The organism is Candidatus Bipolaricaulota bacterium, assembly GCA_035528115.1.
Lineage (GTDB): Bacteria > Patescibacteriota > Patescibacteriia > UBA11705 > DATKZF01 > DATKZF01.
The window spans coordinates 69,848-86,452 of sequence record DATKZF010000003.1 but is presented as its reverse complement, the minus strand read 5'-3'; the positions used below and the strand labels follow the sequence as shown (position 1 = coordinate 86,452).

Below are 16,605 nucleotides of genomic sequence, written 5' to 3'. Positions count from 1 at the left end.
TTGATTAAAATATGATGGAAAAATATTCAATCGGAACCAAAATTATAATTCTAGTAGTTATCGCGGTTTTAATCATCGGCGCCATAATTTTCGGCTTCTTATACTTCAGAAACGCGGGGCAAGAACCTGTCGAGCCGGGCGTGATCGATGAAACCAAGCCGCCCGCGAGAGAGCAGATCGTGCCCGTGGAAAATAGGCCGGCATTTGATTTGCCTGAGATGACCGCTGAGGAAAAAGGCATTGAACAGGCTCAGAATATCGCGAAAATATTCGCGGAAAGATTCGGCAGCTTTTCCAATCAAGGCTCATTTTCCAATTTGGACGATTTGGCCGCGCTGTCAACGCCTCAAATGCAGGATTGGTTGGTCGCTCAGAAAAAAAAGTTGTCCGCTCAATACGCTGCCGACGAGGTATATTACGGAGTAACCACCATCGCGCCGATAGCCAAAATTGAAAGTCAAAGCGATAGCAGCGCGGTTATTATCGTCTCCACTCAGAGAAAAGAAACCAAGGATGGCGAAATTCGCGTTTTTAACCAAGATTTAAAATTGGCCTTCGTGAAAGTTAACGGCGAATGGTTAATCAATGCGGCTTATTGGCAATAAAAATCCGTTTAAAAAAATATTCTCCCTCCTCTGGGATTTGGTTTTTCCGAAAGAATGCGTTGTTTGCAAAGAGGAGGGATCTTTTTTGTGTAAAAAATGTTTTAAAACCATTGATTTTTCGAATGAAAACCAATGCGTTGTTTGCGGCCGCCCGGCGAAGCCGGATAATCGACTTTGTCCATTATGCGGCAATGAATTTTTTTTGGACGGCGTTTTCGTGATGGGTAAATACGATGGGGCGATCAAAGAATTGATTAGACTGCTCAAATTCGATTATGTCGAGGAGGCGGCCGCTGATTTGTCCAAATTGTTCGTTGACGCCGTTGTGTCATCAAACATTTCTCCGTCGCTGTTCGATCAGATCATTATACCGATTCCGCTTTACCGAAAAAGATTTTTGGAAAGAGGATTTAATCAATCCGAATTGATCGCTCGAAAGGTGGCCGAAGCGTTGCACATGAATTTTCGTCCGGATTTGCTTTGTCGGATAAAAAACACCGCTCATCAAGCCAATTTGACTAAAAGCGAGCGTTTTGAGAATATAAAGGAAGCTTTTTCCGCCCGCGAAGGAGCGGCGATTGAAAAAGTTTTTTTATTTGACGATGTGTTCACCACCGGTCAAACAATGAACGAAGCGGCCAAGTCGTTAAAGGCCGCGGGGGTCAAGGAAGTGCGCGCTTTAGCGCTGGCGCACGGCAGTTGAGCTATTTTAGATCGAGCTTGTAGGTTGTAGCTTCTTAGCTGGTTAGGTGGCCACCTACAACCTAAAAAGCTAATAAGCTACCACCTTTTAAATTATTCATTACTATTTATTGATCACTGATAATCTTATGAAAATACTACTGTCCGGCGGAGGAACAATGGGTTCGGTTATGCCGCTTATCGCCATTAAAGACGATTTACGGTCGAAGGAGGCCGAGTTTTTATGGCTGGGCACGAAAAACGGGCCGGAAAGGCGAGTGGTGGAAAAAGCGGGCGTTAAGTTCCAAGACATAAGTTCGGCGAAATTGAGAAGATATTTCAGTTGGAAAACATTGGCCGCTCCTTTTCTTTTTGCGGCCGGATTTTTTCAAAGTTTGCTCGTCATATTGAAATTCAAGCCCGATCTTATTTTAACCGCCGGAGGTTTCGTCTGCGTGCCCGTGGCTTTCGCGGGATTTGTCTTGAGAAAAAGAATCATTGTTCATCAGCAGGATCTTACGGTCGGCCTGGCCAATAAATTAATGGCTCCTTTGGCTTCGATCATTACCGTCAGTTTGGAAATATTAAAAAAAGAATTTTCCGAGAAAAAAACGATTGTCATCGGCAATCCGGTTAGAAAAAATATTTTTTCAGGTTCAAGGGATTCCGCGGCCGAAAGGTTCGGTTTGGAAAATGGCTTGCCCGTCGTTTTGGTTCTCGGCGGCGGCACGGGGTCAACGGCGATCAACAACATCATCAATCAAACTTTGCCGGAATTGGTTGAATTTTGCCAAGTGATTCATGTCACCGGACCGGGTAAAAATATTGATTTCAAAAGTCAAAGATATCATTCTTTTGAATTTTTGAATGAAGATTTGGCTGACGCGTACGCGGTCGCGGACTTGGTCATTTCCAGAGCGGGTTTTGGAGCTTTGACGGAATTGTCCGCTTTGGGCAAGCCCGCGATTTTGATTCCTTTGCCCAATAAAGATCAGATCAAGAACTCCGAATATTTTTTAAAACATGAAGCGGCCGAGGTTTTGACCGAAAGAGATTTGACCGTCCGAAAATTGAAAGAAGAAATAAAGGCATTGATTGAAAATGACCCTGAGCGGCAAAAATTGTCAAAAAACATTGGCGAAATATTGTCCAAAAACGCCAATGCCTCATATCAAGCAATTATTGAAAAAGTGACTAAAACAGCCCAAAAGCATTGACAACCCGTGAAAAGTGCCTTATAATTTTATTCAGTATTGGAATTTTGGATTTGGAGCTTATTTGAGATTTGGAATATTGTAATTTGTTTAGTATTTAGAGATTAGGATTTAGGATTTGATTATTTGGGTCCTTAGCTCAGTCGGTTAGAGCGCCAGCCTTTTAAGCTGGGCGTCCTGGGTTCGAATCCCAGAGGACCCACCATCCTTCGCTCCTCCTCGCTCCGTTCGTCGGAGCTTCGGATGGCGCGGCCATACTATGAGTAGCGGAGAATATATCCGGTAATGCTATTATTTGAATGAGGCGAAGTCACAAACCGTTAAGGTTTGTTTTTTTATTTGACAAAATTCATTTATATATTAAGATATATATGAAACAGCCCAAAATCGGGCAAGGAGGACAGTCATGTATAGACTTCGATATTATCGGGCGTATGCCGATTGGAGGATCGGTGTCTGGCTGTCATTGCGGGGGGAAAAGCCGCTTGCGATTGGTTTCATTTCCATCACTGAAGATGAAGCCAATGCTCTGGCCGAAGGCCTGAGAAACGAAGGCTACGTTGTCGAGCTCGCGATCGGCACGTCGACGCGCCTGACCGTGTCGAAATCTTCGGAGAGAGCGGATCAGTCGCCTGAGGCGGTCGAGGAGGTCGAGGCGGAGGAGGTCATGCCGCCGCCGTTGCCGGCAGACGGGGATGAAGTTCCCATCGATCAGCAGGTCGAAGATTTCGCCCCGCCGCCGTCGTACGACGACTAGGAGGCCTACAAACTGTTGAAAGTTTCAACAGTTTTTAAATTTTAAAAAGTTAATAAGTTAATGAAAAAAACAAACCGATGTGTTAAAATATAATCAAATATGGCCAAAGAAAAAACTTGGTACGATTTATCCGTCCAAGAAATTTTCGAGCAAATAAAAACAAAAAAAAGCGGCCTTGAGGTCGGGGAAGCGAAAGCCAGATTGAAAAGCAAAGGATTTAACAAATTGTCGGAAGAGCGACCGTTGCCTGAGCTGAAATTGTTTTTTTCACAGTTTAAATCCGTGCTGATTTTAATTTTGCTCGCGGCCGCCGGGATTTCCGCGTTATTTTCCGAATGGGTGGATTTCGGCGTGATTTTGGCCGCGGTTTTCGTGAATGTTCTGGTTGGTTATATCCAAGAAAGCAAGGCTCAGCGATCGCTATTTGAATTGAAAAAGTTTTTGAAATTAAAAGCCGTGGTGTATCGAGCGGGGAACAGAATGGAAATAGAATCGGAAGAGATCGTGCCCGGAGATATTTTGTACCTTGAGGCGGGCAATAAAGTGCCGGCGGACGCCAGGTTGATAGAAGTCAATCAATTGCAAACGCAGGAGGCCATTTTAACAGGAGAGGCCGCGCCGGTGATTAAGACTACTCAGGCGCTGGTCAAGAAAAATTTAATTACCGGCGATCAAAAAAATATGGTTTTCATGGGCACTCTGATCGCTCAGGGCACAGGGTTGGCCGTGGTGGTCAATACCGGCATGAAAACCAAAGTCGGACAAATCGCCGATATTTTGCAAAAAACGGAAGAGGAAATGACGCCTTTTCAAATTCAGCTCAGATCCTTTGGCAGAAAAATAGGTTTGGCTTTGATTTCCTTGGTTTTGATAATTTTCGTGTTCGGGCTTTTATCCGGCAGGGATTTTGTTGAAATATTCGCCGTGTCCGTGGCTTCGGCGGTTTCCGCCATTCCGGAAGGCTTGCCCGTGGCCATGACCGTGGTTTTGGCCACGGGCATGCAGAGAATTTTAAAGAAAAAAGCTTTGGTCAGAAAACTGGTATCCGCGGAAACCTTGGGCAGCACTTCGGTTTTATGCGTTGATAAAACAGGCACTTTGACAACGGGCATCATGAAAGTGACGACCATCAGCACTTTTTCAAGAGATTTGAAGCTTGACGGTCATCGCTTGAATGAAGTTGAAAAATTTTTGTTTCAAGCAGGAGTCTTGTGCAATAATTCGGCGGTGATTGATCCGAAAAAAAGAATGAGTCAATGGAAAATTATCGGTTCTCCGACTGAAAAAGCCATTTTTTTCGCGGCCGCGTCGAGCAAACTGAATGTCCAGCTCTGGCAGAAAAAATATGCCAGAATTTCCGAAGTTCCTTTTTCTTCAAAAACCAAAATCATGTTCACTTTGAACAAACTTTCATCCGGTTCGAACAGAGTCTTTTGCAAGGGCGCGCCGGAAGTGGTTTTAAAAAAATGTTCGCATTATCAAAATGCTCGAGCCGAGCGGCTGACCGAAGACATTCGCCGTCAATTGACCGATAAATTCGTCGTGTTCGGTAAATCCGGTTATCGCGTTTTGGCCGCGGCGTACAAAGATCAGGAGATTGGGAAAAACGGCATTTCCCAAAATGGCAATTTTGTGTTTTTGGGTTATTTCATAATTTCCGACGCCTTGAGAAAAGACGTGAAAAAAACGGTGAAAACAATTGAGCGAGCCGGCATAAAAATAGTGATGATTACCGGAGATCACGTGCTGACCGCTACGGCCATCGCCAAGGAAATCGGACTCTCGGTTACTGAAAAAAGCGTGATGAACGGGGAGCGGCTGGCCAAGCTTTCCGCGGCTAATTTGAAAAAAGAAATATCAAGCATCAATGTTTTCGCCAGAGTCAGCCCTGTCGATAAATATAAAATAGTTCAAGCATACCAAGCTGTCGGAGAAGTGGTGGCCATGACGGGCGACGGCGTCAATGACGCGCCGGCTTTAAAGGCGGCGGATATCGGCATCGCGGTCGGCGCCGGTTCGGAAATTACCAAGCAAACCGCCGATCTGATTTTATTGAACAATAATTTGGCGACTATCGTCCATGCCATTAAAGAGGGCAGAGTCATTTTTGCCAATATAAAAAAAGTCGTGGTTTATTTGTTGACGGATTCTTTCACCGAGGTGGTGCTTCTTTTCGGCAGTTTGTTGTTCGGCTTGCCCTTGCCGCTGACCGCGGCGCAAATTTTATGGGTTAATTTGGTCAGTGACAGTTTCCCGGCGGCTTCCCTGACGCAAGAGAAAGAAGAAAAGGGCGTGATGCTAGAGCCGCCGCAGAAAAAAACCGCGAAGATTTTGGATAAAGAAATGACGGTAATTATTTTTATTATAGGAATTCTAACCGATCTGGTGTTGTTTGGATTGTTCCTGTATCTTTACAATATCGCCAAAATAGAAATCGGGCATTTGAGAACATTCATGTTTGCCGCGCTCGGCCTCGACACCATGTTTTACATTTTCAGTTGCCGCAGTTTGACGCAATCCATTTTGAAAATAAAGCTTTGGTCAAATAAATGGCTTTTGGTTGCGGTCGCTTTCGGGACGTTAATGCTCGCGGCTCCGATTTACGTTCCGGTGACTCAAAATATTTTCAGTTTCATTCCTTTGAACGGTTTTGATTGGCTAATGTTGGTGGCTTTGTCCGCGATAAAAGTTGTTGGTATAGAAATAGCCAAATATATTTTTATCAGAAGAAATAAATGATATATTTTATGACCAAATTTCAATTGCCTTACAAATTGGAAGAAGATGAGGATTATATTTTGAAAGTTCGCCATCACTTTTTGGTTTTTTTGCCGCACTTATTGATCAGTTTCGCCATAATTGTCATTGATTTTTTTCTGCTGTTTTTCTTATTCAAAAACGGAGCGATCGGCGGTATTATTTTCTTGGCGGTTTTGGCCATCAGCGTTTTTTACGTTTTGAAAGTGGTTTTTTTCTGGCATAAGAACGCCTTTATTATTACCAGTAAAAGAATTATTGATTTCGATCAGCAAGGTCTTTTTACAAAGAAAGTATCATCATACCCTTTTGAGCAAATTCGGGAGATCGCTTGCGCCACCAAAGGCTTATGGCAGACAATGTTTAAATACGGCAATCTCGAAATATTGTTTTTCGGCAATGAACATCCGATCGAGCTTTATAATCTCAAGGACGTGGAAGATCTCCAGAAATTATTATTGACCTTGATTGAAAAATCAACTGAAAAAAAATCGGCGGTCGAGCCCAAAGAGGCTGATGAGGCGGAAAGCCCGGATGAAGAAACCGAAGATATCCTTTCCCGCATCGAACGTTTGCCCGAAACCGAGCGAAAGAAAATATATTCTCGCCTCAAAAAAGAACCGGCTGCGGAAGAAAAAAATGAAGATAAATCAAAAAATAAAGGGAAAAATCGTGATCAATTTCTTGAGGATTATTGGAAAGAGGAATCGATTTGAAGCTTGTTGTCGATTCTGCTATAATTAATGCATGTTGGAGAAAAAGACATTTTTTGGAAAATTCAACTCAAAAATATTGATTATTTCGGGGCTGGTTTTAATTGCCCTTTTTTCAGTGGCTGCCAGCAGGGAGTTTATCCACAAACATCAATTGGATAAAGAGATTTCAGACTTGGAAAAAGAAATTGATCGTTTGAAAATAGAACAGGACGAATTTATCACGTTAATCGATAATTACAATTCGCAGGAATTTATTGAGCAGGCAGCCAGAGAAAACTTCAATTACAAAAAAAGAGGAGAGAAAGTCGTTTTAATAAAAACTAACGAAGACAACGTTCCTCCCGACTTGTCGGTGAACGGTCCCAACGGAATCAATTCCTCCGCGTCGGAGACGCTAAGCGGCAAAAGCAATGTGAAATTATGGTGGGATTATTTTTTTGGAGATAAAGTATCATAAAAAATTATGGAAAATGAAAATAAATCAATTTTGACGACCGAGAAAGTAGATTCTGCCAAAAAGGAAACAAAAAAGATTTTCGGATTCATTCATAAGCATCACGCGTTGGCGGCGTTGCTGCTGATTGTTTTCGCGGTTTGCGCCGTTTTGTCTTCTGGTCTGTTGGCGTATAAATACGGCGTTAGTAATGTTTATCTGAATAAGCTGACGAGCAACGTGCCTTATCCGGCGGTTTTGGTAAATTATCGTATTGTCAGCTTGCACGATTATTATAAGGAGTTGGAGAATTTCAAGTTGCTGGTGGCCAAGCAGCAGCCGGAATTAACGTCCGAGCAAGAGCTGGAATTGAAAGAGACGGTGATGGATAAATTGATCCATGATAAAGTTATCATGCAGTTGGCTGATAAGTTCGATGTTAAATTGAGTTATGACGATATTGCGGCGGAAAAAGAAAAGGCGGTGACCGAGATCGGCGGCACCAAAGAAGAAGTGGATTCCAAGTTCCTTGAAGCCGTGGGTATTGATTTTGACACGTTTTTTAATGAAATGGTTTTGAGTTCCGTGTATCAAGAGCGCGTTGCCGAAAAATATGCGGAAAACGAAGATATTAAAAAAGAGCCGCGCAAATTGGCTCAGGAAGTTTTGAAATTGGTTCAGAAAGGCAAAGAGTCGTTTGAGGATTTAGCTAAAAAATACAGTCAGGATTCAAGGTTCGCGCCTCTCGGTGGCGAAGTGGGTTGGGTGTCAGCTGATATGTTGCCGAAGGCTTTGCAAGACGCGGTAATGGCAATGGAGGTCGGGGACACGAGCGACTTGATTGAAACGGAACAAGGATTTCATATCATTAAAATTACGGATAAGCGAAGCGAAGGCGGAGATGAGGCTTTTGTTTATGACATTTTCATCAGAATTTCGGATTTCGAAGCTTATTTGGTCGATTACATTTCCAACAGCAAAGTCAGAAAATTCGTCAAATAAAAAAATCCCGTTATAGGAATTTTACGTGTTGGAGCCTGAGAGAGGGATCGAACCTCCGACCTCTGCTTTACGAAAGCATTGCTCTACCAACTGAGCTACTCAGGCAAAAGTTTTAGAAAAAATCGCTCCCTATTCTGGGCTGCTCCAGTCGCCTGCTCGACGAAGCCTTGGCGAAGGCGGGAGCTATCTCGGCATAATAGTAATTATTATACATTGATTTATGAAAAAATCAATTATGACCTCACAAAAGCTTTTTATTTCAATGATTTTGATTGTCGCTTTGTTTTGGGCGACAACCCCGGTTGACGCCGGCGCTTTCGATCCCATTATCAATAATTTATTCATAGATCAAGCGACTATCAGCAAAGGTTATACCATCACCAGCATGGATCAGGTGTTTCGCGTCGGCCTGACTCCGGATGTTTTGAATTCTCCGACCGAGGTCGTCACCAAGCAATTGAGCAGGGAAATGTTTGATTTCCCCGAAGGGTTTGAGTCTTTAAGCGATGTGTATGAATTTGATGTAAAAAATAAAGAATATTTCAACGATGAAAAACCTGTATGGGTTACCATGCGCACTTTCAGGCCGGAGACCCAGAAGAAAAGAATTTATTTTTGGAATGGCGTGGACGCGGTTTGGCAGGAATTGCCTTCGGCCAGCGCCGGAGATGCAATCGTCAAAGCGGCTTTTCATTTGCCGTACGCCAGATTGGTCGTTTTAACCAGGACGGATTCCACGGGCAAAATGGAATTCGGACAAGCCAGCTGGTACGCTTACAAAGATTGCGACTGCGCGGCGTCTCCGGATTATCCAAAAGGCAGTTTGCTTAAAGTCACGAATTTGGACAATGATAAATCAATTATCGTCAGAGTCAATGACTTCGGACCGGAACGAAATATTTTTCCGGAGCGCGTGATTGATTTGGATAAAGTGGCGTTTTCTCAAATAGGTTCGACGCGCATGGGAATCTTGCCCAATGTCAGAGTCGAATTGGAGAAATTGGCGGAATAAAAGTTTTGAAATATTCAATTTTCTTTATGATACGATTCAAGGGGGTAACCAAACAATATATCGCGAATTCCAAAGCGCTTAGCGGCATTAATTTGCATATCAAGCCGCGTGAGTTTGTGTCAATCGTCGGCCAGAGCGGCACCGGCAAAACCACTTTGGTGAAAATGTTGACCGCCGAGGAAAAACCGACCAAGGGAGAGATTTACGTGGGAGGCTGGAATATCACCAATATTAAATATCGCGATATTTCCATTTTACGCCGGCAAATAGGGGTCATTTTTCAGGATTTTAAATTATTGCCGAAAAAAACTATTTTTGAAAATATCGCCTTCGCGCTTGAGGTCTGCGGCGCGCCGCACGGCAAAATAAAAAAGATCGTGCCGCAAATTTTGAAAGTCGTCGGTTTGGAAGATAAGCTGGGTCGATACCCGAGACAGCTCTCGGGAGGCGAACAGCAACGCGTAGCCATTGCCAGAGCGTTGATTCATCGTCCGAAGATACTTTTGGCGGATGAGCCGACGGGTAATTTGGATTCCATCAATAGCAAAGAAATAATTGATTTATTGGTGAAGATAAATGAACTCGGCACCACTGTTTTATTGGTCACGCACAATCGGGAAATAGTTAATTTATTAAAACAAAGAGTAATTACTTTGGATAAAGGGAGGATCGTCAGCGATCAAAAACACGGTCGTTATATTTTATAGTTCGCGGTTATAAAAGTTAGATTAGTTAAAAGAGTTAAAATCGAACTATTCTAACTACTTTAACTCTTCTAACCACTTTAACTAAAATATGTTTGTCGCCGCTTTTCGCATAATAAAATTCGCGGTTCAGGATTTCTATCGCAATATTTGGCTTTCACTGGTAACAGTCAGTATTTTGACTTTGGCGCTGCTGTCAGTCAACGTTTTGATATTAATGAATGCCATGACAGATGAAGTCATCTCTTCGGTTCAGGATAAAATCGATGTCAGCGTGTTTTTTACCGAATCGGCGAGCCAAGCGGAAATAGAAAATTTATCGGCCAAGCTGCGAGAAGCGCCGCAAGTGAAAGAAGTCGTTTTTGTTTCCAAAGAAGAGGCGCTGGAAAAATTCAAAGAGAAACACCAGGACGACCAAAAAATAAACGAGACGCTTTCGGAAATAGGAGAAAATCCGTTATTGAATTCCATTATAGTCAAAGCGAATTCCGCGGATGATTATGACGCGGTTTTGGCCTTGCTTGAAAATCCGGATTTTGAGGATTTGATTCAGGACAAGGATTTTGCGGATCATCGATTGATTATTGACAGAATAAACAGCGTGACCGGCAAAGTGGAGAGATTCGGCCTGGCCATGAGCGCCATATTCGGCCTTATCGCCGTTTTGATTGTTTATAACGCGATCAGGGTGATTATTTACACTCATAAGGAAGAGATCGGAGTCATGCGGCTAGTCGGCGCCACAAATTGGTTCATCAGAACTCCGTTTTTAATAAGCAGTATAATTTACGCTGTTTTGAGCGTTGTTTTGTCCGTGGTCATTTTATATCCGCTGCTAGGTTTAATGCAGCCGTATTTCAGTAATCTTTTGGCGGATTACGGTTTTGATTTGCTCACTTATTTCAACAGCCATTTCTTCGTTATTTTCGGTCTTGAATTGCTCGGCGCGGTATTTTTGACTATTTTCAGCAGCGGCCTGGCCATCAGCAAGTATCTAAAGGTGTAATATTTACAAAAATGGCCGATTATGCTAAAATGGATGAGATCGTTTAATGGAGAGGTGGCAGAGTGGTCGATCGCACTGGTCTTGAAAACCAGAGTCCCTGAAAGGGGACCGTGGGTTCGAATCCCACCCTCTCCGCCAGCCTTCGCCAAGGCTACGGCTGGCAGGCCATAGATTGCTATGTGTTTCAAGATACGTGATATGTGATCAGGGAGAGGTGCGCCGAATGGTAAGGCAGCGGTTTGCTAAACCGTCACCGTCTAAAAGCGGTGTGCGGGTTCGCCCCAAACCAGATCGAGCCTCTGGCTCGAACGGTTCGGGGCGCCCAGTACCGTGCTTCGCTCTGGTACTGGGCGACTCCCGCCCTCTCCGTCAGCCTTCGCCAAGGCTACGGCTGGCAGGCCATAGATTGTTATGTGTTTCATGATACGTGATATGTGATCAGGGAGAGGTGCGCCGAATGGTAAGGCAGCGGTTTGCTAAACCGTCACCGTCTAAAAGCGGTGTGCGGGTTCGACTCCCGCCCTCTCCGCCACGTCGTTCTCGAACGACGTGGCTCCGCCAGCTCAGTCATTAACAAATAAAATAAAAATAAATTATGGCAAACGGAAATATTATGGAGACAAAAAAAGAAGATATCTCCGCCAAGAAAGCCAAACAAGCCATTGCCGGACTTGTTTTAAGTATAATATTTTTGGTGTTGACTTTGATAAATAGCGCCATCGGAGTTTATATAAATTATCAAGGCATTTAATAGATAGAATCATATGGAGGAAAATAAAAACAGCGGAGGCGATCCGGAAGTTTTAATAGAATGGACTTTTGATGAATTCGAAAAGCATAGCCGCGGCAAAGGCTGGTACGCGGCGGCCATTGTCATATTCGCGATATTTTTAATATATGCCGTTTGGACCGGGAATATTTTGTTCGGCGCGATAGTGGTGTTGGCCGCTTTTATCGGGGTAATTCAGCATTATCAAGCTCCTCAAAAAGTGAAAGCCGCCGTGACTGAAGACGGGATTATGATCGGGCGGAAATTTTACGCTTTTCAAGAATTGGAAAATTTTTGGCTGATTTACAATCCGCCGGCCAAATTGCTTTATTTGGAATATAAGAATCCGCTGAAAAGAAGCTTGCCCGTGCCGCTGGAAGAAGTTGATCCGAATAAAGTCAGAGATAGTTTGAAACAATATTTGTTCGAGGATTTGGAAAAAGAGGAAGAAGAATTGTCTGATAGGCTGGCTAAGTTTTTCAAGATGTGATTTCCTGCTTCGCTACTCGCTAACCTATGCGCTACGGCGGACAGGTCACGTCGTTGGCGAACGACGCGGCAGGCAGTTGGCTTGAAAGAATGTGTACCCGTAGCTCAACTGGATAGAGCGTCAGCTTGCGGAGCTGGAGGTTACAGGTTCGATTCCTGTCGGGTACGCCATTTCAGTTGAAAGATTAAAGTCCCTTTGGCGGGGATTTTTTTGTTTTAATGATATCGGGGCGTAAATTGAGCGGAAAGCTTGACTTTCCGCTCTCTTGGGCTTTTCAGGATTGAATTTTAACGCCGATCTTGTAAACTATGTGTATATGCGACTTGATCAATCAATCGAGATGCTGCATCGCGTGGGCAAAGGAATGTCCAAACAATTGGAAAAATTGGGTATTTTAGATTTGCATGACCTGCTTTTTCATTTTCCGTTTCGCTATGACGACTTTACCTCTGTGCGGACTATCGCGGACTTAACGCCGGATGAAAACGCCACGGTGAAGGTCAAAATCGATTTGATCGCCAACAGAAGAAGTCGGCGTCAGCGAAAATTCGTCACCGAAGCGGTCGTTTCCGATGACTCGGGTCAACTGAACGTGGTTTGGTTCAATCAGCCATTTTTAACCAAAACTTTGCCCGTGGGCAGTGAGGTGTATTTGGCCGGAAAAGTTTCCGACAATTATCATCAGCAAATGATCAGCCCGTTTTACGAAAAAGTTTCTTCATTCAGCACTATGACCGAGCGGCTGCAACCCGTTTATTCGTTGAGCGGAAGTTTGACGCAAAAGCAATTTCGATATTGGATTAAGCAGTGCCTGCCTTTGGCCAAAGAATTGAAAGAATTTTTGCCGAATGAATTGATGGCGAAAAACAAATTCTTGAAAATAACCGAAGCGATTGAAAACATTCATTTTCCCAAATCAAAAGAATTGATGGAACAAGCCAAAGAAAGATTGAAATTCGACGAATTGTTTTTAATTCAATTGAAAATTCAAAAATACCGCGAGGATTTGGCGAAAGAAAACTCTCCCAAAGTGAAGTTTTTGGAAAAAGCCACCAAAGACTTCGTGGCCAAATTGCCGTTTACGCTGACCGATGATCAGAAAAAAGCGGCTTGGGAGATTTTACTTGATTTGGACAAAGAAAAGCCCATGAACAGATTGCTCGAAGGAGATGTCGGCTCGGGCAAAACAATCGTGGTCGGCTTGGCCATTTTGAACGTGGCCTTAAACGGTTTTCAAAGCGCTTTGATGGCTCCCACGGAAATTTTGGCGCGCCAGCATTTTGAAAGCCTGTCGAGGTTTTTATCGCCGAAAGTCAAAGTCGCGCTTTTGACCGGCTCGAGCAAAATGATTTATGGCCAAGAAAAGGCGAGCAAAAAGATGATTCTTGAAGGTTTATTAACCGGCGAAATTGATTTGGTCATCGGCACGCACGCCTTGATTTCCGATGAGGTGAAAATAAAAGACTTGGCTTTGGTGGCCGTGGACGAACAGCATCGCTTCGGCGTGGATCAGAGAAGAAAGTTGGTTGAAACCGGAGTGAATTTGGTGCCGCATTTTCTGTCATTGACCGCCACGCCCATTCCCAGGTCTCTGGTTTTGACTTTGTACGGCGATTTGGACGTTTCCGTCATTAAAGAAAAACCGAAAGGCAGAAAGCCGATAATCACGAAATTGGTGACTGAGGACAAACGGCCGCAAGCTTATAAATTCATCAAAGACAAAATCAAGGAAGGCAGACAAGTTTTTGTTATTTGTCCGTTGATTGAAGAAAGCGACAAATTGGGAGTCAAGAGCGTGACCGAGGAATTTGAAAAATTATCAAAACACATTTTCACGGATTTAAAAATCTCCATGCTGCACGGCAAAATGAAATCAAAAGAAAAAAATGAAGTGATGCAAAATTTTTTAAATAAAAAAATCGATATTTTGGTATCGACTTCGGTGGTGGAAGTGGGAGTGGACGTGCCCAACGCCGCGATCATGGCGATCGAAGGAGCTGCTCGATTCGGGCTGGCTCAGCTGCATCAATTCCGCGGTCGAGTGGGCAGGGGAGAGGAGCAGTCTTATTGCTTTTTGTTCGGCGAGAATTTGAACGACATCGCTTTTAAGCGGTTAAAGGCTTTGGAAAGAACCAATGACGGTTTTAAATTGGCGGAAATGGATCTCGAACTTCGCGGTCCCGGCGAAGTTTACGGCACGCGCCAATCGGGTTTGCCGGATTTGAAAATCGCCAGCTTGACCGATATTGAATTGATTAAAAAGGCGCAAGGCGACGCCATTAAATACGCGCCGAGGCTAGATGAGTTTGAAGAATTGAAAAAGAAAGTCGAAGAGACCAAGGTGTCTTTGCATTTTGAATAAAAATTGTCTGCCCGACTTTTAGTCGGCCCACTAAAGTGGGGTAGAAATTTTATTTTTTCGAAACAAACGCATTGCCTTTAATATAAAACCGCCATTTCTTTTTGGCGTATTCGCCGGAGTAATCAACGCCGATCCGCGTCGCTTTGACCATTTGAGATGGTTTGATTTTTTCGCCCTTGATTAAATACAGGGGTTTTTTATTCAGCGCGTGATCGTTTAATTTGCGATCAATGGCAAAGGCTTGGCAGAATTTGGACGGGCCGTTGGAAATTGAAATTAGAAATTTTGAATTGGAAATCGGGGATTGAAGTTTACGATTTTTCAGCATTTGATCAATGCCCTCGATCGGTTCGACCGCTCGAATCAAAACCGCGGCCGGATAATCTTTTTTTTCAGTGACAATATTGAAGCAACAGTACATTCCGTAAATCAAATAAATGTAAGCATGTCCGGCCGGGCCGAACATGATTTTCGTTCTGTCCGTTTTTCCGCGAGAAGCATGCGAGGCCAAGTCATTGAAACCGACATAGCTTTCGGTCTCCACGATTTTGCCCATTAGTTTTCGGCCATTGATTTCGCGGACAATAAATTGACCCAAGAGAGCTTGGGCGATTTTTAGAGTGGATTGATTGTAGAATTTAAGTGGAATCATAAGCGAATTCCCGATCGGGGTCGGGAATGACGAAAAAGGCGGCATGGTGTAGGGACAGGGCACTGCCCTGTCCTCAAATCGACGATGAAAATCCAAATTCGCCGCCATCGCCACATGTAGGAACGCGCCAAGGTCGCATTATTAAAGTAATTGAATCGCTTCTGAAATTGTCTTTATTTGGCTGATTTTCATGTTGCCCGTGTATTTGACGCCAAAAGGGACAATAGCCGCCTCAAACCCCAATTTTTCGCCTTCTTTTAGACGTTTTTCAGCCTGTTTCACGGCTCGAATTTCTCCGGCCAGGCCCACTTCGCCGAAAACCAATGTTTTCGGGCCGAGCGTCTTATTGGTGAGGGCCGAGGCGCAAGCCATGGCCACGGCCAGGTCAAGCGCGGGTTCTTTTATTTTGAATCCGCCCGTGACATTAAGATGCGCGTCTTGCGTATTGAAATTCAAATTCGCTCGTTTTCCCAGCACAGCCAAAAGAAGTTGAAACCGATTCAAATCATAGCCGCTTGATTTTCTTTGCGGATACCCGAAGACCGTCTGATTGATCAAGGCTTGCACTTCCACCAAAAAACATCTCGAACCTTCGATGACCGCTCCGGTCACTGTGCCGGCCACGTCAAGCGGCGTGGGCGAGAGAAATAATTTAGACGGGTTGCTCACGATTTGAAGGCCGGCCTCGGTCATTTCGAAAATAATCAGTTCATTGGTCGAGCCGAACCTGTTTTTTATTGATCTCAAAATTCTCAAATCCGAATTTTTTTCGCCTTCCAGATAAAAAACCGCGTCCACCAAATGCTCCAGCGTTTTCGGCCCGGCAATGGAGCCGTCTTTGGTGATGTGGCCGATAATGATCAAAGCGATGTTTTGTTTTTTGGCCAGCTCGAGCAGTTTGACCGCAATGGTTTTGATTTGCGCGATATTGCCCGCCTCGCCTTCTATTTGCGAAGAATAAATCGTTTGAATCGAATCAATGATGGCGATTTTTGGTTTTGAAGTTTGCAAATGATAAAGAATGTCTTCGAGCGAGTTGGTGTTGAGAATTTTCAAATTACTTTCGCCGATTCTTTGAGCCCGCAGTTTGATCTGCTGAGCGGATTCTTCGCCGCTGATATAAAGCGAATCTTGGCCGAATTTGCCGAGCAGCTGCAAGGCGACCGTGGATTTGCCGATGCCGGGCTCGCCGCCGATTAAAAGAAGGCTGCCTTCGACCAGCCCCCCTCCTAAAAATTCATCGAATTCTTTTACCTTGGTTTTCAGCCGCTCCAGCCTTAGATTGTCTATTTCATCAAGCGAAATTATTTTGGAGTCGCTTTTAAATGCCGTCTTCTGCCCGTTGCCGGCGGCTTTTTCAATCGTGCCCCAAGCTTGGCACTCGGAACAGCGTCCGGACCATTTGGGCAATTGAGCGTCGCATTTGGAGCAGGTGAATAGCATAA

General features: G+C 44.0%; 16 protein-coding genes and 6 tRNA genes. 19 read left to right on the top strand and 3 right to left on the bottom strand.

What is annotated here, in order from left to right; all coding sequences use genetic code 11:
- The first annotated feature begins 11 nt into the window (after positions 1 to 11).
- The 9 genes from VMX18_02460 (at position 12) to VMX18_02420 (ending at position 8,165) form a co-directional block, all read left to right on the top strand.
- Positions 12 to 605: a hypothetical protein gene (locus VMX18_02460; GenBank protein ID HUT22249.1), complete on the top strand. Its 594-nt coding sequence runs from the start codon at positions 12 to 14 to the stop codon at positions 603 to 605.
- Entirely contained in the window at positions 586 to 1,308 is a 723-nt protein-coding gene (locus VMX18_02455; GenBank protein ID HUT22248.1) for a ComF family protein, read from the top strand. Before VMX18_02460 ends, VMX18_02455 begins: the two co-directional genes overlap by 20 nt.
- 127 nt (positions 1,309 to 1,435) lie before the next feature.
- Entirely contained in the window at positions 1,436 to 2,503 is a 1,068-nt protein-coding gene (gene murG, locus VMX18_02450) for an undecaprenyldiphospho-muramoylpentapeptide beta-N-acetylglucosaminyltransferase (GenBank protein HUT22247.1), read from the top strand.
- A gap of 125 nt (positions 2,504 to 2,628) precedes the next feature.
- Positions 2,629 to 2,705 (top strand) — tRNA-Lys (locus VMX18_02445).
- A gap of 201 nt (positions 2,706 to 2,906) precedes the next feature.
- Positions 2,907 to 3,257 carry a hypothetical protein gene (locus VMX18_02440; protein ID HUT22246.1) on the top strand — a complete coding sequence of 117 codons (351 nt, stop codon included), beginning with the start codon at positions 2,907 to 2,909 and terminating at the stop codon, positions 3,255 to 3,257.
- 99 nt (positions 3,258 to 3,356) lie between these two features.
- The gene (locus VMX18_02435; protein ID HUT22245.1) at positions 3,357 to 5,996 is read left to right on the top strand and encodes a cation-transporting P-type ATPase; all 2,640 of its coding nucleotides are present in this window, start codon (positions 3,357 to 3,359) and stop codon (positions 5,994 to 5,996) included.
- An 8-nt stretch (positions 5,997 to 6,004) separates the two neighbouring features.
- Positions 6,005 to 6,730 (top strand): PH domain-containing protein, encoded by a 726-nt coding sequence (locus VMX18_02430; protein HUT22244.1) that lies wholly within the window; start codon positions 6,005 to 6,007, stop codon positions 6,728 to 6,730.
- 31 nt (positions 6,731 to 6,761) lie between these two features.
- Complete coding sequence (locus VMX18_02425) at positions 6,762 to 7,187, top strand: septum formation initiator family protein (GenBank protein ID HUT22243.1); 426 nt, start codon at positions 6,762 to 6,764, stop codon at positions 7,185 to 7,187.
- 6 nt (positions 7,188 to 7,193) lie between these two features.
- Positions 7,194 to 8,165, top strand: a complete 972-nt coding sequence (locus VMX18_02420) for a peptidylprolyl isomerase (GenBank protein HUT22242.1) — start codon at positions 7,194 to 7,196, stop codon at positions 8,163 to 8,165.
- A 29-nt stretch (positions 8,166 to 8,194) separates the two neighbouring features.
- Here the strand turns inward: VMX18_02420 and VMX18_02415 are convergent.
- A tRNA-Thr gene (locus VMX18_02415) sits at positions 8,195 to 8,270 on the bottom strand.
- A 115-nt stretch (positions 8,271 to 8,385) separates the two neighbouring features.
- Here VMX18_02415 and VMX18_02410 point away from each other — a divergent pair.
- The 10 genes from VMX18_02410 (at position 8,386) to recG (ending at position 14,508) form a co-directional block, all read left to right on the top strand.
- A complete protein-coding gene (locus VMX18_02410) occupies positions 8,386 to 9,177 on the top strand; it encodes a septal ring lytic transglycosylase RlpA family protein (protein HUT22241.1) in 792 nt (263 codons plus the stop codon).
- Between the two features lie 26 nt (positions 9,178 to 9,203).
- Positions 9,204 to 9,884 (top strand): cell division ATP-binding protein FtsE, encoded by a 681-nt coding sequence (gene ftsE / locus VMX18_02405; GenBank protein HUT22240.1) that lies wholly within the window; start codon positions 9,204 to 9,206, stop codon positions 9,882 to 9,884.
- Between the two features lie 88 nt (positions 9,885 to 9,972).
- Positions 9,973 to 10,887, top strand: coding sequence for a permease-like cell division protein FtsX (locus VMX18_02400; GenBank protein HUT22239.1), 915 nt, complete (start codon positions 9,973 to 9,975; stop codon positions 10,885 to 10,887).
- Positions 10,888 to 10,935: 48 nt separating this feature from the next.
- Positions 10,936 to 11,025 (top strand) — tRNA-Ser (locus tag VMX18_02395).
- Positions 11,026 to 11,095: 70 nt separating this feature from the next.
- Positions 11,096 to 11,256: transfer RNA gene (locus VMX18_02390), tRNA-Ser, on the top strand.
- A 73-nt stretch (positions 11,257 to 11,329) separates the two neighbouring features.
- A tRNA-Ser gene (locus VMX18_02385) sits at positions 11,330 to 11,419 on the top strand.
- A gap of 63 nt (positions 11,420 to 11,482) precedes the next feature.
- Positions 11,483 to 11,638, top strand: a complete 156-nt coding sequence (locus VMX18_02380) for a hypothetical protein (protein ID HUT22238.1) — start codon at positions 11,483 to 11,485, stop codon at positions 11,636 to 11,638.
- A gap of 13 nt (positions 11,639 to 11,651) precedes the next feature.
- A complete protein-coding gene (locus tag VMX18_02375) occupies positions 11,652 to 12,146 on the top strand; it encodes a hypothetical protein (GenBank protein ID HUT22237.1) in 495 nt (164 codons plus the stop codon).
- Positions 12,147 to 12,239: 93 nt separating this feature from the next.
- Positions 12,240 to 12,316: transfer RNA gene (locus VMX18_02370), tRNA-Arg, on the top strand.
- Between the two features lie 146 nt (positions 12,317 to 12,462).
- Entirely contained in the window at positions 12,463 to 14,508 is a 2,046-nt protein-coding gene (gene recG / locus VMX18_02365; GenBank protein HUT22236.1) for an ATP-dependent DNA helicase RecG, read from the top strand.
- A 49-nt stretch (positions 14,509 to 14,557) separates the two neighbouring features.
- Here recG and VMX18_02360 read toward each other — a convergent pair whose 3' ends face one another.
- Positions 14,558 to 15,268 carry a DNA-3-methyladenine glycosylase gene (locus VMX18_02360; protein HUT22235.1) on the bottom strand — a complete coding sequence of 237 codons (711 nt, stop codon included), beginning with the start codon at positions 15,266 to 15,268 and terminating at the stop codon, positions 14,558 to 14,560.
- A gap of 33 nt (positions 15,269 to 15,301) precedes the next feature.
- Positions 15,302 to 16,603 (bottom strand): DNA repair protein RadA, encoded by a 1,302-nt coding sequence (radA, locus tag VMX18_02355; protein ID HUT22234.1) that lies wholly within the window; start codon positions 16,601 to 16,603, stop codon positions 15,302 to 15,304.
- Between the last annotated feature and the right edge of the window lie 2 nt (positions 16,604 to 16,605).